19 protein-coding genes are annotated in these 23299 nt (G+C 48.6%); all 19 read right to left on the reverse strand.

The genetic code is table 11. The annotated features are described in order from the left end of the window. Positions 1-32 precede the first annotated feature (32 nt). The 19 genes from DFP94_RS07230 to DFP94_RS07320 all read right to left on the reverse strand — a co-directional run bounded on the left by DFP94_RS07230 (position 33) and on the right by DFP94_RS07320 (position 22362). Positions 33-1088 carry a sensor histidine kinase gene (locus DFP94_RS07230; RefSeq protein WP_114495686.1) on the reverse strand — a complete coding sequence of 352 codons (1056 nt, stop codon included), beginning with the start codon at positions 1086-1088 and terminating at the stop codon, positions 33-35. Continuing rightward, on the reverse strand, positions 1085-1546 hold the full coding sequence (locus DFP94_RS07235) for a GAF domain-containing protein (RefSeq protein WP_114495687.1): 462 nt from the start codon (positions 1544-1546) through the stop codon (positions 1085-1087). Before DFP94_RS07235 ends, DFP94_RS07230 begins: the two co-directional genes overlap by 4 nt. 25 nt (positions 1547-1571) lie before the next feature. Further along, positions 1572-2270, reverse strand: coding sequence for a respiratory nitrate reductase subunit gamma (gene narI / locus DFP94_RS07240; protein WP_114495688.1), 699 nt, complete (start codon positions 2268-2270; stop codon positions 1572-1574). Beyond that, positions 2257-2826 (reverse strand): nitrate reductase molybdenum cofactor assembly chaperone, encoded by a 570-nt coding sequence (gene narJ, locus DFP94_RS07245; protein WP_114495827.1) that lies wholly within the window; start codon positions 2824-2826, stop codon positions 2257-2259. Before narJ ends, narI begins: the two co-directional genes overlap by 14 nt. Continuing rightward, a complete protein-coding gene (gene narH, locus DFP94_RS07250; RefSeq protein WP_114495689.1) occupies positions 2819-4360 on the reverse strand; it encodes a nitrate reductase subunit beta in 1542 nt (513 codons plus the stop codon). The genes narJ and narH overlap by 8 nt, the downstream gene beginning before the upstream one ends. Further along, positions 4350-8024 carry a nitrate reductase subunit alpha gene (locus DFP94_RS07255; RefSeq protein WP_114495690.1) on the reverse strand — a complete coding sequence of 1225 codons (3675 nt, stop codon included), beginning with the start codon at positions 8022-8024 and terminating at the stop codon, positions 4350-4352. Before DFP94_RS07255 ends, narH begins: the two co-directional genes overlap by 11 nt. Positions 8025-8223: 199 nt before the next feature. Next, the gene (locus tag DFP94_RS07260) at positions 8224-9033 is read right to left on the reverse strand and encodes a DUF2785 domain-containing protein (protein WP_114495691.1); all 810 of its coding nucleotides are present in this window, start codon (positions 9031-9033) and stop codon (positions 8224-8226) included. An 89-nt stretch (positions 9034-9122) separates the two neighbouring features. Then, a complete protein-coding gene (locus tag DFP94_RS07265) occupies positions 9123-9380 on the reverse strand; it encodes a DUF2164 domain-containing protein (protein WP_245954544.1) in 258 nt (85 codons plus the stop codon). A gap of 291 nt (positions 9381-9671) precedes the next feature. Continuing rightward, positions 9672-10103 carry a VanZ family protein gene (locus DFP94_RS07270; protein ID WP_114495692.1) on the reverse strand — a complete coding sequence of 144 codons (432 nt, stop codon included), beginning with the start codon at positions 10101-10103 and terminating at the stop codon, positions 9672-9674. Positions 10104-10412: 309 nt separating this feature from the next. Further along, on the reverse strand, positions 10413-10838 hold the full coding sequence (locus DFP94_RS07275; protein WP_114495693.1) for a hypothetical protein: 426 nt from the start codon (positions 10836-10838) through the stop codon (positions 10413-10415). Positions 10839-10868: 30 nt separating this feature from the next. After that, the gene (locus DFP94_RS07280) at positions 10869-11732 is read right to left on the reverse strand and encodes a phosphotransferase family protein (protein ID WP_114495694.1); all 864 of its coding nucleotides are present in this window, start codon (positions 11730-11732) and stop codon (positions 10869-10871) included. 254 nt (positions 11733-11986) lie between these two features. Beyond that, the gene (locus DFP94_RS07285; protein ID WP_114495695.1) at positions 11987-12775 is read right to left on the reverse strand and encodes an ABC transporter permease; all 789 of its coding nucleotides are present in this window, start codon (positions 12773-12775) and stop codon (positions 11987-11989) included. Positions 12776-12780: 5 nt separating this feature from the next. After that, positions 12781-13584 carry an ABC transporter permease gene (locus DFP94_RS07290; RefSeq protein WP_114495696.1) on the reverse strand — a complete coding sequence of 268 codons (804 nt, stop codon included), beginning with the start codon at positions 13582-13584 and terminating at the stop codon, positions 12781-12783. Then, positions 13577-14632, reverse strand: a complete 1056-nt coding sequence (locus DFP94_RS07295; RefSeq protein ID WP_114495697.1) for an ABC transporter ATP-binding protein — start codon at positions 14630-14632, stop codon at positions 13577-13579. The genes DFP94_RS07290 and DFP94_RS07295 overlap by 8 nt, the downstream gene beginning before the upstream one ends. 70 nt (positions 14633-14702) lie before the next feature. Further along, positions 14703-16433: a proline--tRNA ligase gene (locus tag DFP94_RS07300; RefSeq protein ID WP_114495698.1), complete on the reverse strand. Its 1731-nt coding sequence runs from the start codon at positions 16431-16433 to the stop codon at positions 14703-14705. 373 nt (positions 16434-16806) lie between these two features. Further along, positions 16807-17790: a glycerophosphodiester phosphodiesterase family protein gene (locus tag DFP94_RS07305; RefSeq protein WP_114495699.1), complete on the reverse strand. Its 984-nt coding sequence runs from the start codon at positions 17788-17790 to the stop codon at positions 16807-16809. A gap of 45 nt (positions 17791-17835) precedes the next feature. Next, entirely contained in the window at positions 17836-18564 is a 729-nt protein-coding gene (locus DFP94_RS07310; protein WP_245954548.1) for an FHA domain-containing protein, read from the reverse strand. A 148-nt stretch (positions 18565-18712) separates the two neighbouring features. Next, positions 18713-20443: an assimilatory sulfite reductase (NADPH) hemoprotein subunit gene (gene cysI / locus DFP94_RS07315; protein WP_114495700.1), complete on the reverse strand. Its 1731-nt coding sequence runs from the start codon at positions 20441-20443 to the stop codon at positions 18713-18715. 53 nt (positions 20444-20496) lie between these two features. Continuing rightward, a complete protein-coding gene (locus DFP94_RS07320; RefSeq protein ID WP_114495830.1) occupies positions 20497-22362 on the reverse strand; it encodes an assimilatory sulfite reductase (NADPH) flavoprotein subunit in 1866 nt (621 codons plus the stop codon). Positions 22363-23299: the final 937 nt, after the last annotated feature.

The raw sequence follows: 23299 nt of genomic DNA on the forward strand, positions 1-23299 counted from the left end.
TCATTTATTTCGCTTGCTTATCACGAAGTTCATCAGGCGGGTCTGGTTGGAATCACCAAATGCACGGTCGTGCCTTTATCGATCTCCGAAGTGATCGTCAATTCCCCGTTCACCAACTCGGCTCGCTCTTTCATCCCATATAACCCCAGACCCGTTCCTTTCGGATCTCTGGCGTTGACATTAAAGCCGTTTCCTTGATCGATTACGACCATCTCCAAGGCATGCTCGGATTCGAATAACCGCACCGCAATTTCGTCGACATCCGCATATTTCATCGCATTTAGCATGGATTCCTGACAAACACGGTAAACTACGGTTTCGATCTCGCTGTTAAAACGGCCTCCATTGAGCTCCGCCGTAAAATGCACGATCACTCCATAATTTTTCTCAACCCATTTGAAATGCGAGCGAAAAGCGGCTTCCAGCCCCAGATCATCAAGCGAAGCCGGCCGGAGTTCCACGGACAAATTGCGAATCTGATCAAGCAGGCGGGTTAGTGAAGCTTCGGTTTGCTGAATTTTCTGCAGCGCATCATCCTGCACATTCAAGTATTTTAGAATGCGCAAATCTACGAGGGAGCTAAGGATCTCTTGGGCGACGCTGTCGTGCAGCTCCCGGGAAATCCGTTTTCGCTCGTCTTCCTGTGCTTTAATAATGCTCTTCATCATCGTGTTCCGGTTCAAGCTCTCTTGCGTCTGCAATTGATTGGTTAAATCGCGCAGCATGAGAACCCGGACGCCGGCTTCCAAATCGATCTGTTGAAAACTTGCGGAGTACGGAATGATTCCCCGACTCTTCGTCTCAAGATACACCTGAAACGAAGAGAAGTCCTTCGACGAATTGGATAAGTAGCAGTTCAGACATGACATCTGTTCATCATCACTCGTATAGCCCCGGCATGTAAAGCAAAATTCATCGATTTCTCCGGATCCGGTATCACTCGCCACAGGAGGTTCGGTAATGTTACCGGCCGCCTGGTTCATTGCGATAATGCGATTGTCCGCATCAAAAAAGAAGATCGCATCCGAGCTCTTCTCGTACATGTTCAGCAATAACTCGGTCGAAACCTCGGTAGACGGTTGGATCATCGGAATGTCGACTCCTTTATCCCATAATCTCCGAATTGTCCCTGTAATGACTCATATAATTGGCGGAAATTCTCGCTCGTAATCACCTTGCCGCCCCGGTAGCCGGCTAACAATACACCTTCAACCCGTTCCAAATGATATAAAGGAATAGCAGCAAGGCTATTCAAACGTTCCGACACAACGATGGGATAATTAAACATATCTCGAGGGTTCAACTCGTCTTTTACGCTGGATACCAGCATCGGTTTGCCTGTTTTAAAGACCAGGCCAGCGATCCCCTTGCCCGACTGAAGCACAATCCGCTTATAGCGGTTGTTCAGATTGCCGGAAGCATACTGCCAGGTGATGACAAATCCATTCTGGGCAGACTGCGCAAAGGCAAGCGAGACGAAATCATATCCCAACCGCTCTCTGATTTGATCTATTTTCGTCTGGTACTGATTGGAGGATTGACTCATATCCATGTCTCCTAAATATAGCTCCTTAATGCCGTGCAGATTGCCCACGATTCTTCCTATAAAGGATATAGCTTCTCCGGGCATAATTCAAGGGGACGCTCCAAACATGGACCAGGCGCGTAAACGGCCAAAAGGCTAAAATGAGAAATCCGGACAGTACATGAATCTTAAATGTCACCGGAACGGAAGTCATTAATGCAGCTTCCGGACGGAACAGGAACAAGTTTCTGAACCAAATGGAAATCGTTTCGCGATAGTCGAATTCCGGCTGCACATTGTTTGTAACGAGCGTTGAATACATCCCCATAAAAACGATAAAGACCAGTAACAGGTTTACGATGATATCGGAGGTCGAGCTTAACTTGCGAATCGACCGTTTCGTAATCCGGCGCGCCGTCAAAATCAGCATGCCGGCAAAAGTAATTACCCCGAACAGTCCTCCGACATACATCGCGCCGATGTGATACAAATGATCATTAACGCCAAGCGCGTTCATCCATTCTTTAGGAATCCCCAAACCGGCGACATGACCCATGATGACCGGAATAATCCCGATATGAAACAACAGGCTGCCAACCATAAGCTGCTTCTTTTCAATGAACTCGCTGGATTTGGCGGTCCAGTTGAACTGATCGTACCGGTATCTGAAAATGTGGCCTACAACAAAGACGGCAACGCATAAATATGGAAAGATCACCCAGGCAAATTGATCAATCATGTTCATGAATTTCAACCTCCTTCCGGAGACAAAGTTTGAACGTTTCTCTCAAAGCCTTCACGAGATAATAATATGGGCTGTTATACTTTTCCAATGATTTCATCAACGGATACGACCCGTCTTCCACGATGTTTACCATCGTATTGATGCCGGCTTCGGCGTGTTCATTGTCCGGCCACTCTGCCGCATACAGAAACTCGCACATCAAAGGCAAGTAATCGGGCAGTTCGCTCTCCGTAATGTCCAGACCGAACATTTCGTAAATCGCCTTCAGCGCGGTCAACATGTTTCCGCGTTCTTTGCTGTCTTCATATTTGGCAAAAGTCATATACAAGGTCGATGCTTTCTGGAAATCGAAGGTTTGCACGTACAGCTCTTCGATTTCGTCCATGCTAAGCCGCTGCATGTTTCCCCGGTAAGTCTCGATCAGAGGATCGATGGAGGGGGCGAATGCCCCGTCCATCGTCATTTCCGTAAAAGTTTGTTTATCGGGATAGGCCAATTGCCGGGCAAAAAAGCCGAAGGCTTCTTTGTGGTCGTTAAGCTTCGCCAAATCAATCACGCCAAATCCCCCCATAGAAGTTCTCTTCGTACAGTTCTCTGCCGCTCTTGGTGTTAGCTTTCGGCGAAGCCGGGCCGCAACCGTCGCAGTCCATGCCGAATCCTTCCATGCCTTGCGCACGGTAAGGATCCATGTACCCTTCTTTGTGGGAAGTCGGGATTACGAAGCGATCCTCATATTTGGCGATGGCCAGCAAGCGATACATTTCTTCGATTTGACGGGCAGTCAAGCCTACTCTTTGCAACCGGCTGTCATCAAACGGCTGCTTCGAGAACTGGGCCCGTTGATACTGGCGCATCATCGCCATGCGCTGCAGCGCTTCTTTTACCGTTTGGGTGTCACCGGCGGTCAGCATGTTGGCGAGATATTGAACCGGAGTTCTCATCTCTTCAATCGCCGGGAAGATCATGTCCGGGTTTTGAATCGAGTCCTTCCCTTCGAAATGGCTCATGATCGGGCTAAGCGGCGGTACGTACCATACCATAGGCAAGGTCCGGTATTCGGGATGAAGCGGGAAAGCCAGCTTGTATTCGATCGCCAGTTTGTAGACCGGCGAGTTCTGGGCCGCTTCAATCCATTCTTCGGAAAGTCCGTCTTTGCGCGCTTGTTCGATGACTTTCGGATCGTTCGGATTCAGGAAGAGATCGCACTGCGCTTTATAAAGATCTTGTTCGTCCGGCGTCGACGCCGCTTCCAGCACTTTATCGGCATCATAGAGGAGCACGCCTAAGTAGCGAATTCTCCCTGTGCAAGTCTCGGAACATACCGTCGGCAGACCGGCTTCGATTCTCGGGAAGCAGAACGTGCATTTTTCCGCTTTGTTGGTTTTCCAGTTGAAATACACTTTTTTATAAGGGCAACCCGTCATGCAATACCGCCATCCGCGGCAGGCTTCCTGGTCGACGAGCACGATTCCGTCTTCATCCCGTTTGTACATGGCTCCTGAAGGGCAAGAAGCGACGCAGCTTGGATTCAGGCAATGCTCGCACAGCCGCGGCAGATACATCATAAACGACTGTTCGAAATTGAATTTGATTTCTTCTTCGATTTTCTGGATGTTCGGATCCTTAGGACCGGTAATATGTCCGCCGGCCAAATCGTCTTCCCAGTTCGGCCCCCAGTTCAAATCCATGGTTTCGCCGGTTACGGCCGACTTGGGACGGGCTACGGGCTGGTGCTTCTTCTCGCCCGAGTTGGTCAGTTTTTCATAGTCGTAAGTCCAAGGTTCATAATAATCCTTCATCTCCGGCATATCCGGATTATAGAAAATTTTACCCAATGCGATTTTGGACAGCTTCGTTCCGGCTTTTAGCTCCAATTTCCCTTTGCGCAGCGTCCATCCGCCTTTATACTGCTCCTGATCTTCCCAGCGTTTCGGATATCCGATCCCCGGCTTCGTTTCCACGTTGTTAAACCACATGTATTCCGCGCCTTCGCGATTAGTCCATGTACTCTTACAGGTAACGCTGCAGGTATGGCAGCCGATACATTTATCCAGGTTCATCACCATGGCAATTTGCGCTTTAATCTTCAAGCCAATCGACCTCCTTCATTTTGCGGACAGCCACGTAAACATCCCGTTGGTTGCCGATCGGCCCATAGTAATTGAAACCATAACTCAATTGGGCATAACCGCCGACCATTTGCGTCGGTTTCATATGAATTCTCGTCGGCGCATTATGGCTGCCGCCGCGTTCTTTCGTAATTTCCGATCCCGGAACATTAATGTGTTTGTCTTGGGCGTGGTACATAAACATGGTTCCCATTGGCATTCTATGGCTGACGACGGCTCTCGCGGTTACGACACCGTTGCGGTTATATACTTCAACCCAATCGTTATCGTTAATTTGATGCGCCTCCGCATCTTCCCGGCTGATCCATACGGTCGGACCGCCGCGGAACAAAGTCAACATGTGCAGGTTATCCTGGTAGGTGCTGTGAATGTTCCATTTGCCATGCGGCGTCAAATAGCGAAGCACTAGGGTATCCTTGTCGACGGACACCTGCTTGTCATGAGGGCCGAACACCATCGGCGGCAATGTCGGTTTATACACCGGCAATGATTCGCCGTACTGCATAAAGATCTCATGATCCAGATAGAAATGCTGGCGGCCCGTCAAGGTTCTGAACGGTACCAGACGCTCGATATTCGTCGTGAACGGAGAGTATCTCCGGCCCGACTTGTTGGACCCGCTGAACACCGGCGTAGGGATGACTTCACGCGGCTGGGCCGTGATGCTGGCGAACGTGATCCGCTCCGCTGCACGGTCGGCCGATATATCCTTTAATTGAACACCGGTATCCTGTTCGGCAGCTTCCCAAGCCCGCTGCGATACTTTCCCGTTCGTCGCCGAAGAGATGTGCAGCACGGCATTCGCTGCGTGTCTGGCGGTATGGAGCTTAGGACGCCCGTTCTTGATGCTTTCATCGAAGTGCGTGCCGTTGATTTTTTTCAGTTCCTCATATTCTTCGTGAACCGGGAACGAAACCCCGTGGGCGCCGACTTTTCCCGTCTCCAGGTTAGGACCCAGCGTGATGTACTTGTCGTAAATCTGCGTGTAGTCCCGCTCCACAATGGAGAAGTTCGGCATCGTCTTGCCGAGTACCGGCTTCACTTCCCCGTTCTTCCAGTCTTTGACTTGGCCGAACGGTTGGCTAATTTCCGCGACGGAGTCATGCCCCAGCGGCGAGGATACAACGTCTTTGTATACGCCCGGCAAATGCTCCTTCGCCATTTCCGAGAAGGTTTGCGCCAGCGATCGGTAGATGTCCCAGTCCGATCTGGATTCCCAGAGCGGATCGATCGCCGGATTGAACGGATGCACGAACGGATGCATATCCGTGGAGGAAAGGTCCACTTTTTCGTACCACGTCGCCGCCGGCAAAACGACATCCGCATACATTGGCGTAGCCGTCATCCGGAAATCCAGGGCAACCAGCAGGTCCAGCTTCCCTTCCACTTCATCGCGCCAGACCATTTCCTGTGGCTTCTCTTCCTCATTCGCCGTAGACAGCAGCCCGTTATGAGTTCCCAGCAGATGCTTCATGAAGAACTCCTGGCCTTTGGCCGAACTGGAAATCAGGTTCGAACGCCATACGAACAGGGAGCGCGGGAAGTTTTCCGGAGCATCCGGATCTTCTACCGCAAATTTCGTCTCCCCGGATACGACTTGTTCATAAGCATGTTGAATAATATCCGCATTGCTCGTTTGGCCTTTGGCCGCCGCTTCTTCCGCAAAAGCGAGACTGCTCTTATTGAACTGCGGATAAGAAGGCAACCAGCCAAGCCGTGCCGCAAGCACGTTGTAATCCGCGGGATGGCTATATTTGATCTCGCCGCCTGTAGGCGATTTGAGCGATTCGTTGTTCATTTCTTCGTATTTCCATTGGTCCGTCGCAAAATAGAAGAACGAGGTCGCATTTTGCTGACGTGGAGCGCCTTGCCAGTCCTTGGCGAAGGCAATCGACGACCAGCCTTCAATCGGACGACATTTCTCCTGGCCTACATAGTGAGCCCAGCCCCCGCCGTTGACGCCTTGCGACGCCGTAAGCACAACAAGATTCAAGATCGAACGGTAAATCGTATCGCTGTTAAACCAGTGATTGATGCCGGCGCCCATAATAATCATCGACCGTCCGCCGGTATCGAGGGAGTTTTGGGCAAATTCACGAGCGATTTGTACGACCAGCGAAGCCTTCACTCCGGTAATTTTCTCCTGCCAGGCAGGCGTATAATGAGAACTTGAGTCGTCATACCCTTTCGCTTCCAAACCGCTGTCGATTCGCTTCACGCCATACTGGCTGAGCATCAAATCGAACACGGTTGCGGCGAGCCGAGTACTGCCGTCGGCCAAGGTAATGGTTTTAACCGGGATCGTCCGGTTGAATGTCCCGTTTCCGTTGGCATCGAAATAAGGGAATACGATTTCCGTCCACTCTGCTCCATGGTTCTCTACGGAGAGCGCCGGTTCGATCTTGGTTCCGTCTTCCCGTTCGAGAATCAGGTTCCATTTCACGTCTTTCTCCCAGCGTTGGCCCATCGTCCCGTTTGGAACCATGATTTCGTTAGCCGCTTCGTCATAAATGACCGGCTTCCATTCCGCATGTTCCGAATCGTTTCCAAGATCGCTTGCACGCAGGAAACGGCCTGCTTTGTATTTGCCTTCATGGGGTTCCAACATAATCAGGAACGGCATATCGGTATACTGCTTGGCATAATCGATAAACATCGGTTCTTGGCGTTGCATGTAGAATTCGTCCAGAATGACATGCGTCATCGCTTGCGCAACCGCCGCATCGGTTCCAGGGTTAGGCGCCAGCCAATTGTCCGCGAATTTTACGTTTTCGGCATGATCGGGTGCCACGGATACGACTTTGGTTCCTTTATAACGGACTTCCGTCATGAAATGCGCATCGGGTGTCCGGGTCAACGGAACGTTGGATCCCCACATGATGAGATATCCCGAATTGTACCAGTCGGACGATTCCGGAACGTCGGTTTGTTCGCCCCAGATCTGCGGGGATGCCGGCGGCAAATCCGCATACCAATCGTAGAAGCTGAGCATTTCGCCGCCCAGCAGGGAAATGAAGCGCGCGCCGGAAGCGTAGCTGATCATCGACATGGCCGGGATCGGCGTAAACCCGGCAATACGGTCGGGTCCATATTTTCTGATGGTATAAATCAGTTGGGCCGAGATTAACTTGGATGCAACCTCCCAGGTCACCCGGACATGGCCGCCTTTACCGCGGGCCTGTTTATAAGATTTGGAGGCTTCCGGATCTTCCACAATGCTCGCCCAAGCATCAACAGGGTTATCATGTTTTGCCAATGCATCTTTCCACAACCGCAGCAAGCGGCCGCGCATATAAGGGTATTTCACCCGAAGCGGACTGTACTCATACCAGGAGAAGGAAGCTCCTCTAGGACAGCCGCGCGGTTCGAATTCCGGCATATCCGGTCCGCAGGACGGATAATCGATTTGTTGATTTTCCCAAGTAATAATTCCGTTTTTGACAAACACTTTCCAGCTGCAGGAACCGGTACAGTTCACCCCGTGCGTTGTGCGCACCACTTTATCGTGGGACCAGCGTCCGCGGTACATGTTTTCCCATTCCCGGCTTTTTTCCTCAAGAATCGACCAGTTTCCCGAATAACTCTCAATAGGTTTGAAAAATTTTAGACCTGATCTCTTTTTCATGCGAAGTGATCACTCCTTCTTCCTAGAATGAATTCATTAGAGGGGAATCCAATTGCATTCATTCTTCTACTTACATTATGAAAGTGTTTATCCTCGCTTCCCATAAGGGAAATCCCTCATGATCCCTTAGAAACCCCTATTCACAAAAAAGCCCAAAAAATGTCGAGCATTTTTTGGGCTTAAATCTGTTATATAAATTTTACATCTTATTCAATACAGTTATGATTTCACTGAGCAGTAGGCCTTCCTTCTGCTGATCTATTAGTTTAAAATACACGCTGCGCAGCAAGTTCCTTGCATTCCCTTTTCGATTAAAATCATCGGATATGATCCCCGTTTCAGGATAAGTCCCGACTCGGCGTATCCAATTCATTAACTGTTCATCGCTCAAAACGTTTCTGTTAATGATCGTAACTATCACATTCGTCATTCTTTCATCTTCAAGATGAATGTAATAGGGGTTACTTACATGCGTTTTCTCTAAAATTAACTCCAACACTGTCAGCAGGCCGTCTGCTCTTACGTACGAAGAATTAACGATGGATTCAAGAGCATCCGACGCATGCGCCACGGCGTGGGCCCAGCCTTTATCTTCAACATAACCCCGAAAATCTTTCTCTTGATGAAAATAGGTTGTAATTTTGTCAAACGTGTATTGAATGTCTTCTTCAGTCAAAAAATTGATCTGTGTATTACAAGTTAATGCTAAAGGAACCACCAATACCGAAAAAGCACGCGTAAAAACCGTGTCGCTCTCATTTTCGCCAAGCCCCAGAAATAAGTGGTCTTCATCCAGGCATGTGTAAAGCATTTCTTTCATTATTTCCGGACTGATTTCATTCCTTATTGTCCAATAATACAAAGTCATATAAATTAAACTATCTCTAAGTTCACTATCTACCGAACCAATGCTGGACATCATTTCGCAAACCAATGTATCGATCGAAATACCTTCCGGAATCTTATACTCATTTTCGCTTATTTCTTGTAGTTGTTGTTTGAGATTCATGCTTGTTCTCCTTTGGTTTGCCGTCGCTTCAAGTCTATATTAGAACAATTTAAATCGTGCCATGGGTATCTTCCAACTTTGCTCAACGCTTATCTGTTACGGTTGATCGGCTTTTCCAGTGCGTATAACTCATCATCGACCTGGTTCATTTTTTCCAAGATTACTTTTCTGGCATCCTCGATACCCTTGTTATAAAGATAAGGAGCCAACTCTTTTATCATGAAGTCGATGAGTTGGTCAGCGCCCAACTCCCCGATGCTTTCCGATCGTTCTTCTTCAAAAAAGGCCTGAACGCTTTTTATCATTTCTTCCTTATGTTCTTTTGGAATTTTTACTGGAATGATCATGGATTCTCCTCCTGTAATGCATAGATTCTTACAACGCTTTGCGGTAAAAGTATTTATGGTCTTCATCCATATCCATGGACTTCAATGTACCATACCCTAAATTGCGGTAATGCGGCTCCACATAGTATTCCATCAAAAAGCATTTCCCGTTTTCGTCAAAATAAGTGACATACCCGGTCAAAATCATCGCCTAATGAAACATGAAGAGCCAGCTCGTTAATGTAGTTATTGAACGTATCCCAGAACAACCTTATATCGGATTCACTTTGCGCTAAACATAATTGTATAGTATTACACATTGCGCGCTCCCCTAATGAAAAGCTTGTAAACCCCAAAACCGATTAAATATCCTAGCGAATTCAAGATAAAATCATCAATATCGAAACTTCCTCTTCGCGACAACAACTGTACGGTCTCCAAAATAAAAAGTCCGGCAATAAAGATAAGCAACGACTTAGACAACCTTCCTTTGAGGATCATGGGCAATAAAACTCCAAATGGAGTAAATACGACAATATTTCCAATGAGGTTGATCATCGCAGCATCACTATGACTGCTATCAACGTGAAGAAACTGCTTAATGGTGAATAGTGGTTTTAAATTATACATAAAATCCGCCTGCGTGCTTCTCCCAAACCCCCAAACCATCCAATAGGTCAGCAAGATGGTATAAGCGATTAATAGAACTATAGGGATGATGGTATTTGAGTTTCTCTTCTTCATGCTACCAATCCATTAAAAACAGTACCAATAATATAAATAAATACGCAGATACCGAATACTATTAGCAAAGCCTTCCACTTTTTATCAACGGATTGTTTTTCATAGGAACGGTTCATATTCATCCTCCATAGGCGGATTAAGCCAAGGTTATTCCCAGCTTTGTCTTTGATTATCGAAACGGTATGCTCCACAAATTCATCAACTTCATCTAAAATGAAGTGATATTTTGAAAGGCAGTATAAAAAATGCAATCCTCATTATCTTTCAAATACTCCCAAAATTCAGGTATTTCCAGAATAGCTTGATACACTAGACTATAGTTGCGCAATAACCACTTGATCTTCTTCCCTTTTCAACTGCACTGATAAATCCGTCAAAGTAAAATGGAATATGATCCTCTTTTCCATTTTCTATTCTTCCCTTAACTTTATCGAAAGCATATAAAGAAATTGAAAAATCAGGTTCACCCGTGATCAGAACCGGCTGCTCTTTTTTCTCGATCCAAAAATACTCCCCGCCAAAATTTCTTCTTGCTACCTCAAAAATATAACACCCTGCCATCGAAGATACCGAATCCAACATTTCTTCATCCATTTCAAAATCACTCAATTCCTCCAGAATATCATCTACGGCTTGCAGGCTTTCTACACTAAAATCAAAGTTTCCCTTGTCGGCGAAATTAGTGGAAAAACTTTCCGAAGTGGAAATAATATCGTCTTTCAAATTTCTCTGCATAATTAACCCCATCTTTCTTTCAACATATTTTTAAAGAAATTCTTCAGATAAATGCGGGTTGTTCTTCAAAATCATTTTTACCCGGGATAAAGTATCCTTCGTTTTCGGAAGATCAGGAGCGATCCTATTCAACAATAACCACCGTAGGCACGCAATCGCTTCAAACAATTCCATCTCCTCTATTGAATAAGGAGAGTCACTTAAAAATGCCGAAAGAAAATGCGAACCATACCGTTCACCGACATAGATTCTCATTAGAATCGTCGACCAGGCCATATCATATCTTGGATCTCCAAGCTGGATATTACTCCAGTCGATAATAGTGTACTTCCCCTCCGCCTCCAATATATTTCCGAGATTATAATCACCATGAATAATTCGATCTTGTTTCAGGTCAGTGCTTTGAAGTAATTGGACTAACAAAGCCTTTATATCGGGGTGGTCTTCAGCAGTCGGGTAAAAGTAGGTCATGAAATCATATTTGTGTAACTGCCATCTATCCAAGTCTTCTAATGGAATACTATGTATATTGATCAACATTTTTGCTAGAGTTTTAAGAATCTTTTGATTGATTTTCCCGATCGGACTTCCGTCAAAGCTGGTTAACAATACCTGATTCTTGTCTTGATCGTAACCCCAACCGTATGGTTTTGAGACGGAGAACCCCCGGTTGTTAAGCGTGTCCAGCAACCGGTATTGATAGCCGATGTCCGGCCTGGAGTCCCGGTTCCAAACTTTGAGCACATAACTTTGATGATCGGTGCTAATTCGGGTCACTTCAGCTTCGAGTCCCGAATCCAATGAACTAATTCTAATTGAATCATCGTCACTTGATTCCAATAATGGATCGAACTTTCTCTCCACCCAATAGACTTGGGTGATTGGATTTAGCATGATTGCTCATCCCCCAGTGTTCTGTCATATAACGCTATACTTCATATAACCACGTAACGCCCCAGCCTAGAGAACTCTTGTCTTGGATTGAGGCGTTTTTCGGCCAATCGCATTCCATAATTATACAATGTGATCATGAATGGAGATAGCCCCTATCTTTCGGGACCGGTCTAGTCTTTCATCAAAAAAAGCCCTAGAAGGATCTTCCCTTCTAAGGCTCAAAAATATCTAATCCTTAATAGAAACCAGCTTATTTAGGATCCGGCTCCACGATACCGTCTTACCCCATAATTCCAGGCGGTCAGTCCAATGAGCAGGAAAACTCCGCCGACGAGCGGGGTGAGGAACGCCATGTTCCTCATCTCCTCGCGCTCGAGAAACAGCGATGCCGGGTAGACGCCTACGAAGGCGAACGGCAGGATCCAGGTAAGCAGTACCTGGATGGCCCGGTTGTAGATGGTTACAGGGTATCGCCCGTAACCTTGGACGTTGTACATCAGCGGCAATATGCCTGTCGGCGCGTCGGAATAAAAGGACAGTGACGTCAGGGCGGTGTAAATGCCCGTATAGATCGCCACGGCGCTAATCGTCAATACTAGCATGGCGGGAACGGTCCACCATTCAAACGGCAGACCCAACTGAGAGCCGCTGACCGCCATGATTACGATCCCGATAATGGAGCCGACTAGCGCAGGCGGATCGACATTTTCAAGGAAAATCTGGAACAAATTATGCGCCGGTCGGGTCATGACCCGGTCCATCTCGCCTTTGACGATGTAGCGTTCGCTGAATCCCCAAAGATTTATGAAACAGCTGAACACGCCGAACGGCACCATAAAAAATCCGTAGACGAACACGACTTCGCCCTGGCTCCATCCACCCAAACTGTCGGTATGCATAAAGATTACGAAGATAAAGATCAGATTCGTCGCCTGAAACAGCAGATCCGAGATGACCTCAACCCAGAAATCGGCCCGGTAAGTCATCCGGGTTTTGATGTAGTTTTTCAAGTATTCTACGATGAGACCCAAGTAATATTTCATCTTCCTTAACCTCCCTGCACAAACAGGCGCTTCCGCGACATCCGGTATAGCCAGACCATCGGAATCAGCAGCAGGACGAACCAGAGAACCTGGATCCCGAGCACCTGCCAGATGCCTACCCCTTGAATCCGGCCCGTGAACACGGAACCCGGGAGATAGGTAATCGCCTGAAAGGGCAAAAAGCCCATAATATCGCCAAGCCAGCCCGGGAATAGGCTGATCGGAATAATCAATCCCGAAAACAGGTCGACTACGACCCGCTTCATACGCATAAAACCCTCGTTATTTTCCACGAAGAACGCCATTAACCCGGTAATCACGTTAAGCTGCGAATTGATCAGAAAGCTGAAGAATAACATGACCAGAAAACCTGCCCAGGCTTCGGGCGCGGTCGGAAGCTTGACGGGAAAGAGCAGCATGGCGATCGCCATCCCGGGAATCATGAACAACATAAACCGGAACAAGCCTTCGCCGAAACCTTGCATCATTTTCACCATAATATAGTTATAAGGCCGGATAAATTGAATTGCGATGCTCCCGTCGCGGATATCTGTCGAAATTTCGCGGTCCAGATTGTTAAAATAAAACGCCCGGGCCATCCACGAAACGGCCAGATACGTCGTCATCTGCGAGGCCGTGAATCCCCCCAGTTCTCCCCCGCCTCCATAGATCGCTTTCCAGGTAAAATAATAAACGCCAATATTCAACGTATAAATTAAAATTCCGGTATAATAGTTTACCCGGTAAGCGAGCATCGTCAGAAACCGGATCCGGATAAAGTCCAAGTAAGCGCTGGTTCCGTTAAACATGGGTCACCACGCCCTCGTCCTGTTGAACCGCCGCTTCACCGTTTTTCTTTTCGGCCGAACCGGATTGATAAATGCTGCGAACGATATCATCCGTGTTCGTTTCCACGATTTTGATATCGGTGATATCGGCTTTGCCGACCACCTGTCCAAGCACGTCGGATACGTTAATCTCCAGCGGAATCCATACTTTCGCGCCGAGATCATTGTCCGCCGACCATTCCAGCGGCAGTCCCGCCGTCCAACTCTGAAGCTGAGCCAGCTTCGTGCCGGTACCGAACTGGAATTGCACCTCCCGCCCGGTGCCCCAGCGATTCTTCAATTCTTCCAGTCCGCCGTCATAGATAATCCGGCCATCGTCCAGCATAATGACGCGCGAACAGAGCGCCTCAATATCCTGGAGATCGTGGGTCGTCAGCAGAATTGTTGTCCCATGCTCCCGGTTCATATCCTTCAGAAACTCGCGGATTTCCGATTTGACCACGATATCCAGTCCGATTGTCGGCTCGTCCAGAAACACGATCGACGGATTGTGCAGTAGAGCTGCTACAAGCTCACAGCGCATCCGCTGGCCGAGACTTAACTTGCGCACGGGGCGGTTGAGCAAATCCTGCAACTGCAGCCGTTCCACCAGCTCGTCCAGCCGGTGCTTGAAGTCCTGCTCGGACACCCGGTAAACTTTACGCAGCAACTGGAAGGATTCGATCACCCCGATATCCCACCACAGCTGGCTCCGCTGCCCGAATACCACGCCAATATGCTGCACGAACTTCTCGCGCTCCTCGTAAGGGACATAGCCCCCTACCGACAAATGGCCCGACGTTGGTACGAGAATCCCGGTCAACATTTTGATCGTCGTCGATTTACCTGCCCCGTTCTCGCCAATGTATCCGCAAATTTCGCCTTGCGGAATTCTAAAAGAGATATCTTTCACCGCGGCGACTTCATTGTACTCCCGTTTAAACAAATCGAGAAAAGCGCCCTTCAACCCTTCACGGTTCTTCTGAACCTTGAACGTCTTGCGCAAATCCTTCACTTCAATTGCATTCATATTGTGATGTACCTCGCTAAACTTGAGATGAATAAATCGATTCAAAGATCGCTTTACGATTATATAGCAGCTATGGAAAAAGCGCCAGTCCAAGGTTCATCCTGATGCGTTCCAAGACTTCCTCAACGGGGATCGTTGTTTTGATCCCAGGCGTGCGACGCTCAGCAAATTCAACCCATCCCTGACCGGCATCCTTGCCGATCACGATCCTCGCAGGGAGTCCGATCAGATCCGCATCTTTGAATTTTACGCCGGCCCGTTCATCGCGGTCATCCAGCAACACTTCGATTCCCTTTTCTTGCAGTAGCCTGTACAAATTCATCGCAAGCTGCATTTGAGTCTCATCGTTATGCGATACCGGAATCAAATGCACCTGATACGGCGCCAATGCCAGCGGCCAGATAATCCCGTTATCGTCATGATTTTGCTCAATGACTGCGGATAAAATACGCGATACTCCTATCCCGTAACAACCCATGATCATACTTTGGGCCTGACCGGAAGCGTCCAGATAAGTTGCGCCCAATTTTGCGCTGTATTTGGTTCCAAGCTTGAACACATGCCCAACCTCAATGCCACGGTAATACTTCAAGGTTCCTTCTTCACATCTAGGGCATGGGTCGCCTTCCTTCACAGTACGAAAATCGCCGATTTTTGCCTGCTTCATGTCCCGCGCCGGGACAAGATGGCGGTAATGATAATCCAGCTCATTCGCCCCCGCGATGCCTTGCTCCATCCCAGCAGCTGTGTGATCCAATAGTATCGGAAGATTCAACCCATGGGGGCCGACGAAACCGACAGGAACCCCGGTCCAGGCCTGCACGTCCGCCGGATCGGCGATTTCGATCATTTCAGCCCCCAAGAAATTTTTCACCTTCAATTCATTGATTTCCTGGTCTCCCCGGATCACGACGGCCACCAGCGTACCGTCAGCCACGAACACAATGGTCTTTAGAATTTCCGTTGTCTTTACTCCTAGCGATGCCACAAGTTGATCAATCGTCTTGATGTTAGGCGTATGGAACTTTTCCGGCTTTTCCAAATTTCCCGTCCCGGTTCCAATAATGAATTTGGAAGATGAGCCCGACTCCGCCTTTTCAAGGTTTGCTGCATAATCGCAGCACGTGCAAGCCGCAATGGTATCCTCACCGATTTCTGCCAGTGCCATAAATTCGTGGGTTCCCCCTTCACCGCCAATGGCCCCTGCATCCGCTTCAACCGCGCGAAAATTCATTCCGCAGCGCTCAAATATCCGATGATATGCATGGTACATCTCCCAATACGACCGGTCCAGCCCTTCAAAGTCCTTATCAAACGAATAGGCATCCTTCATCAGAAATTCCCGGCCCCGCAGCAAGCCGAACCTCGGACGCCGCTCGTCCCGGTATTTCGTCTGGATTTGATACAAAGTTACCGGCAATTTGCGGTAAGAGTTTATCTCCTGTTTCACCAGCGTAGTAATGACTTCCTCATGCGTAGGTCCAAGAGCGAATTCTCGTCCGTGGCGGTCGGACAGTCTCATCAGCTCCGGCCCATACACCTCGTACCGGCCGGATTCCTGCCACAGTTCTGCTGGCTGCAACGCCGGCATCAGCAGTTCCAGCGCTCCGGCACGATCCATTTCTTCCCGCACGATTTGCTCCGCTTTGCGAAGCACCCGTCTGCCGAGCGGCATATATGTATATATTCCCGCAGCCAACTGGCGTATCAAGCCGGCGCGAAGCAGCAGCTGATGGCTGGCCGTTTCGGCATCTCCAGGGGATTCCCGTAAAGTATTCAGCAGTAATTTACTTTGACGCATGGCATAACTCTCCCTTCGGCATTTCAACATGCCTCGCAAAATAGAAAAGACACATCCGTCAGGGACGAATGTGTCGTGGTACCACCCTAGTTTTGACCGCAAGAGATACGGTCCTTAAAATGATAACGGCTAAAGCCGGCAACGAAGCTGAATGGCTCAAGTAAAAGGCATGCTCGTTGCTGCTCGCAAGGTAGGATCATCGTTACATCGCTACGGGAAACCTTTCAGCCTGGGGTTTCTTCTCTGAGTGGCGATTTTGTACAATGGGGCCTTGGTCAAAGCATTTTCGTTTATAGAAGTTGTATTGCCTAAATTACATGATAAGTCCGCAATAGTCAAGCAGTAACGTATATTCAATTTTTGCTCAATTTTTTTATTTCTGCTTGACCGACGCAATCCGGTCGACCCGATTGCTCCAAATCCAACCATTGTACCCGGAAGGAAGCCGTTTCACATCTTCCAGGCTGTCAAAGCCGCTTGAAAAATCGCTGCCGTCTCCCCCCACAACGATCACCCGCGTATTTGCGCGATCCATGCGGGATAGAAATTTATCCGGCCAGCCCCAGATCCAGGGGGCGATTTTCTCGGGAATATGCAACTCCGTGTTCCGGCAGGCCGCCGGGATATATCCCGTCCAGCCGGACGCCTCGTAGGAGACCAGACACTTTTTCAGCGTCGCTTTCGACATGACCCGAAGATCCGGCAGCGCTTCCTTCAATGCTGCAACCGGTTCGTCGCCGCCATACACCGTATATTGCTCCAGCTTTTCCGGAGACAAATCCGCAAAATACTGCGCCAACTGAACCCCTTCCTCCGCATCATTGCTTTTGATGTGCACCAAGAACGATCGATCCGGAAAATGCTTCAGCACCTCCGGCAACGAAGGCATCAGATTAATCCCTTTGCCCCTGAAAGGGTAGGTTTTCCCTCCGTCGGCCGTATAACCGTAACCGATGTCCAGCAGCTTCAACTCAGCCATTGTAAAATCTTTCGTCGTCCCCTGCGCCTCCGTACGGCACTCTAACGTCCAGTCATGAAACACCGCAAATTGCCCGTCTTTTGTCGGCTTGACGTCAAGCTCCACCATATCCGCCCCAGCCTTAAAAGCCGCTTCCATGGAGGCGATCGAATTTTCCAGGTAAGGGTGTTCCGGCTCATAGATCCGCTCTGCCGTACATGTGTCGTTCTCGATGCCTTCCATGGAGAAGGTCTGAGCCAAACCACGGTGGGCCAGCAATTTGGGACCTCCATCGCGTTCGCCGACAAATAGCGAGGAATTGTTTAAATAGATGAACAGGATCAATCCTGCCAAAATCCAAAATCGCTTACGCTTGAACAATCGCTTCAATTTTTTCATACCGTCCTCCACCATTTGAAACTCGGCCTAACTACCGCTCCGGACTTATGTAAATAGGTCGTTCTCGAGAATATAGCCATTTCCGCGGACAGCGGTAATCTGAAAAGCATGCTTGCCATATTTCTTTCGAATCCGATAAATGAGGGCGCTGATTTCATCTGCCGACACATCCGGCAATCCGTCTGCACCAAGACTCCGATCATGCCATACGATATTCTTAATCTCTACTATAGAGACGAGCCGGTTCGAATGCTCATGCAGCAGCCGAATCAGAAGAAACTCTTTTTCCGACATCGGAATTTTCCGGCCGTCAATATGGCACTCCCGCTTTTCCCACAAAATGACGACATGCCCCGACTCCCGTTCCGCGGTATCCGTTGCTTCCTTGATCGAGTCGAATTCCAACGTCTGCTCCCCAGATGTGTAAGAAAAATGCAGGATAACGGTTCCTCGCGCCAAGTGAATCCTGTCGTTGTTTTCGAGTACATACGGGGCATGGGGAATGACCCTGACTCCATTGACTTCGCTTCCGTGCCGGCTTCCCAAATCATAGAGCACCGCTTTCTCTCCCTCCAGCCGAATGCTCAAATGCCGCCGGGATATGAAGATGTTGGTGAATGCCACAACCGGTGCGTTAACTTTCGTCGCCCTGCCCACCTCGGTCTCCGTTTCGTTTAAATTAAAGCATGTGCCGGGCTGGTACGGCTCCCCGCGGATAATATACAAACATGCGTAGGTTTCCAGTTGATTTCCCTCCAGACTCCCTGTCTTCATTAATCTTAGCTTATCTCTTATTCTAACAAAATCGCCGCTGAATGATAAAATCCTCATATTTGACTGATAAACACTTCCGTAAACCAAAGAAGAGCCCTCACCGCTGTAAACGGCAAAAGCTCTTGTCCATTAATAATTCTATAGTTGATTATGCATGAAAATCTTGTCCTGAAGTCACTTCTTTAATATAACCTGCGCGAATCGTGAAGTCCCCGAAATGTTCGCCCTCACGTCGCTCTTGGGCATAATGGGTAAAAAGAGTCCGCAGAGAGTCCAGTATTTCCGGTTCCCCGATGTTTTCCTTGTACAGCTTGTTCAGTCTTTCTCCGGCAAACCCGCCGCCGAGATACATATTGTATTTGCCCGGAGCCTTGCCGATAAAAGAAAGTTCCGCCAGCGCCGGTCTGGCGCATCCGTTCGGGCAGCCGGTCATCCGGATGACGACCTCATCATCCTGCAGGCCGTTCTCCGCTAGTAGCGGCTCCACTTTGTTCAAGAGCGAAGGCAGATAACGTTCGGATTCGGCCATGGCTAATCCGCAGGTCGGAAGCGCCACACAAGCCATGGAGTTGAGCTTAAGGGCGGTATACCGCTGCCCGGAAGTAATCCCGTATTGGGCGATAAGCTCATCGATCTTTTTCTTTTTTGCGGTTGATACATTCGAAATGATCAGGTTCTGGTTCGCCGTCAAGCGGAAATCTCCGATATGCACCTTAGCGATTTCCCTGAGTCCGGTCATCAGCAAATAATTTTCCTCATCCTTGATCCGGCCATTCTCGATAAAAAGAGTACAATGCCATTTGCCGCCGTTTCCTTTGACCCAGCCATAACGGTCGCCATGGTCCTCGAAGTGGTAAGGCTTCGCCTCATCCAGTCTCCATCCCAGACGGCGGGTAAGCTCCTCCACGAACCAGTCGATTCCGCGGTCGTCGATCGTATATTTGAACCGGGCATGCTTGCGGACCGAACGGTCCCCGTAATCGCGTTGGATCGTTACCGTCTTCTCCGTAAGCTCGATGACTTGCTCCGGTGTACAAAAGCCGATCACCTGGGCGATCTGCGGATAGGTTTTCACATCCCCATGCGTCATGCCCATGCCCCCGCCCACCGCAACATTAAAGCCTTTAAGCTTGCCGTCTTCGACGATCGCGATCAGACCTAAATCCTGGGAAAAAACGTCTACATCATTCGATGGCGGAACTGCGAGACCAATTTTGAATTTGCGGGGCAGATACACTTTGCCGTAAATCGGTTCCTGTTTATCCTCGGTTTCTTGCCCTTGGCTGTCCAGGACCTTTTCACCGTCCAGCCAAATTTCATGATAAGCCTTGGTTTGCGGCTCCAGATGCTCGCTCAGCCGGCTCGCCCAACGATATACTTCGGCATGAATTTCCGATTGATGCGGATTTGGATTGCACATCACGTTCCGGTTAACGTCGCCGCAAGCCGCCAGCGTAGTTAGCAGAGATTGATGCACTTCCTGAATCGTCTTTTTCATATTCCATTTCAAGACCCCGTGCAATTGAAAAGACTGACGCGTCGTTAAACGGATCGTCCCGTTTCCGTAAGCCTGCGAGATCCGGTCCATCATCAGCCATTGGTCTGGAGTCACCACGCCTCCCGGCGCTCGGACCCGCAGCATAAATTGATAGGCCGGCTCCAGCTTTTGTTTATTGCGTTCATTGCGGAGGTCGCGGTCATCCTGCATATAGCTGCCATGAAACTTCATCAGCCGGTTTTCGTCCTCCGGGATCGAGGCGGTGATCCGGTCCTCCAGCACTTCTTCAAGCTTTCCGCGCAAATAATTGCTTCGGATTTTAATATCTTCCACGTCGCTGTGCGGCGCACTGTTCGGCGACAATAAATGGTTTTCTGACATGTATCTTTCTCCTCTCGCGGGTCAAGGGCTTCAACCTTCATCGTACTTACGAATTAATAGACATCCCGCTGATAACGTTTTTGCTGCTGCATTCGGGTCAAATATTCCGCAGCTTCCTCCGGACTGAATCCGGCTTCCTGCTCTAGAATAGTCGCTAGCGCTGCGTGCACGTCATGGGCCATCTTTTTCTCATCACCGCAAACATAAATGATCGCGCCTTCTTGCAGCCATTCGTAAAGCTCGCGGCTCTTCTCCAGCATCCGATGTTGTACATACACCTTCTGATCCGTATCGCGGGAAAAGGCTACATCCATGCGGGTAAGAACGCCCTCTTTCAACCAGCGTTGCCATTCGATCTGATACAGGAAATCGCTCGAGAAATGCTGATCTCCGTAGAACAACCAGGTCTTTCCTGGCGCTCCCGTTTCTTCACGTTCGCTGAGGAACGCCCTAAATGGGGCTACGCCCGTCCCGGGACCGATCATAATGACCGGGGTATCCGGATTTTCGGGGAGTTTGAAGTTCGGATTGTGCTGAATGAATACCGGCAGTGAGGCACCTGGCTCCAGACGTTCGGCTAATTGCACGGAACATACGCCGTAACGGTTACGTCCGTTAGCTTCGTATCGCACCGCCCGAACGGTAATATGCACCTCATCCGGAGTTGCCTTTAGACTGCTGGCGATCGAATATAACCGCGGTGGAATTTTGCGCAAAATCGAGATGAATTGATTGGCCGGAACGCCTCTGAGAGAGTGATCTTGTATCAAGTCTAGCAAATCCCGTTCATTAAGGTAAGCCCTGAGTTCTTCTGCTTTATCGGGACGCAGAAGTTCTTGTAAACCTGCATTTCCGGTCAGCTCGGCCACCTGGGTAAGCAACGGCTTGGTCAACACCGTGATTTCAAAATTACGTAACAACGCTTCGCGAAGATGTTGGCTATCCCCGTTTTTACTGACAGGGACAGACTCTTCCGCATTCCAACCCATCGCACCGATTAACTCATCCACAAGACGGGGATGATTCTCCGGATAAATCCCAAGGCTGTCACCCGGTTCGTACTGGAGATTCGAGCCCTCCAGCGAAATTTCCACATGACGCGTTTCGCGGGCCGAGCCGCGGCCGTTCAGGTTCAGGTTTTCCAGTACCTCGGCCTGGAACGGGCGGCTTCGGGAGTATTCCTCCTCTGTATCACTGCCTGTTACGGCACTTACTGCCGAAATTGAAGCAGCATCTGCACCTGCAGTATTTTTTCCCGCACCCTCCGCCAGTACGCCGAGTACCTGAGTCATCCACTCCGCGGCCGGCTCTGCAAAATCAACATCGCAGTCGACCCGCGGAACGATCTGCTTACCGCCGAGCTCCGCCAAACGCTTATCGAAATCTTTGCCGGTCTGGCAAAAGAATTCGTAAGACATATCGCCGAGCGCAAGTACCGAATACCGCAGGCCGTCCAATTGCGGCGCTCTTTTGCTATGCAAGAACTCGTAAAAAGCGATCGCGCTGTCCGGCGGTTCTCCTTCTCCATGCGTACTTACGACAATCAGCAGGTTTTCAACCTTCTTCAGCGTGTTCGGCTTGAAATCACCCATTGAAGTGAGCGTAACCTGAAAACCCTGCTCCTCCAAACGTTTACCAAGCTTCTTTGCCAACCCGTTGCTGTTGCCGGTTTGAGACCCGAACAATACAGTTACCTCTTTGGGAACAGCTTGTGCTGTCGCCAATGTATTTCCCGCAGTATTTGTTCCTGTTATAGAGACCGTTCCTGTCAGAGCCGCATTAGCGGCCGTCGTCCCTTGCACAGCCGTCAAATAACCGCTGAGCCATATACGCTGAATTTCAGTCAATGAAGGCAGCAGACGGTTCAGCAATTCCGCTTGCTCCTGATTAAAAGGACTGTTTGTAACTAGAAGTTCCACCATTTCCACCTCGTAGCATCCATAAATTCAATTCCTACCAATATAATCAGAATTATTCTTACTTGAACTTATCATAGCTCGTTGTATACGGTCAATTCGAATGATCTTATAGGTTCGATTAGGTTTACTGATAAAGGGGAATATAGCCTTGAAACAACAAAGAGCACTACCGGAAACGGTAATGCTCATGGCATTCAAAGTAAACTAATCTGTTCGAAAGCAGGCTTACTCTTTCTCGCTTTTCTTCTGAACAACCGGTAATAAGTAATAAACTTAGCAGAGTTACTAAAATATATTTTGTTCTTGTAGTCAAACCGTATGTACCCCTACTTCCAAAAAACATGAGATATTGCTTTTTGTGACACTATCATTTGTAATAATTTAACTTTATATAGATTTTATACCAATTAAACTTATTCGTCCATGACATGCTGATAGATTTAAGAAAGGCTCAAAATATGAAACGGTTGAAAAACCAGATTAGTTTGCGATCTTGGATTCAATTCCTTTTTTGAGGGATATATGCTTGTTATTATATCCATTATCCTAATTTATCCGACGTAAGTGTCGTATCTTATCTTTGAATTGGCAACCTTTCCATCGACTTCTCAACAATCTCCATATTCTGCTCAATTAACTGGATTTGCTACAGTTAATTAGGCTTGTTTGGGCGGTCGGAGTGAATTAGATGGAAAAACTCCAGCTAATTTCACGCTTTTTTACTGAAATGGCTCAAACCCTCCGAATTAGCTACAGGTTTTCCAGTTAATTGTCTCAAAACAGCTAATTCTTCGAAATTAGCTGTAGGTTTTCCAGTTAAGTTGGCACCTGTTGACACCTTACTATAAAGCCCCCTAATCACCTTGGACACTTACAGGCTAAACAATATACAATAAAAATTAGCTGGAGGTAGTCCATATGAGAGTACAGCACAGCA

Source organism: Fontibacillus phaseoli (assembly GCF_003337355.1).
Taxonomy (GTDB): domain Bacteria; phylum Bacillota; class Bacilli; order Paenibacillales; family Paenibacillaceae; genus Fontibacillus; species Fontibacillus phaseoli.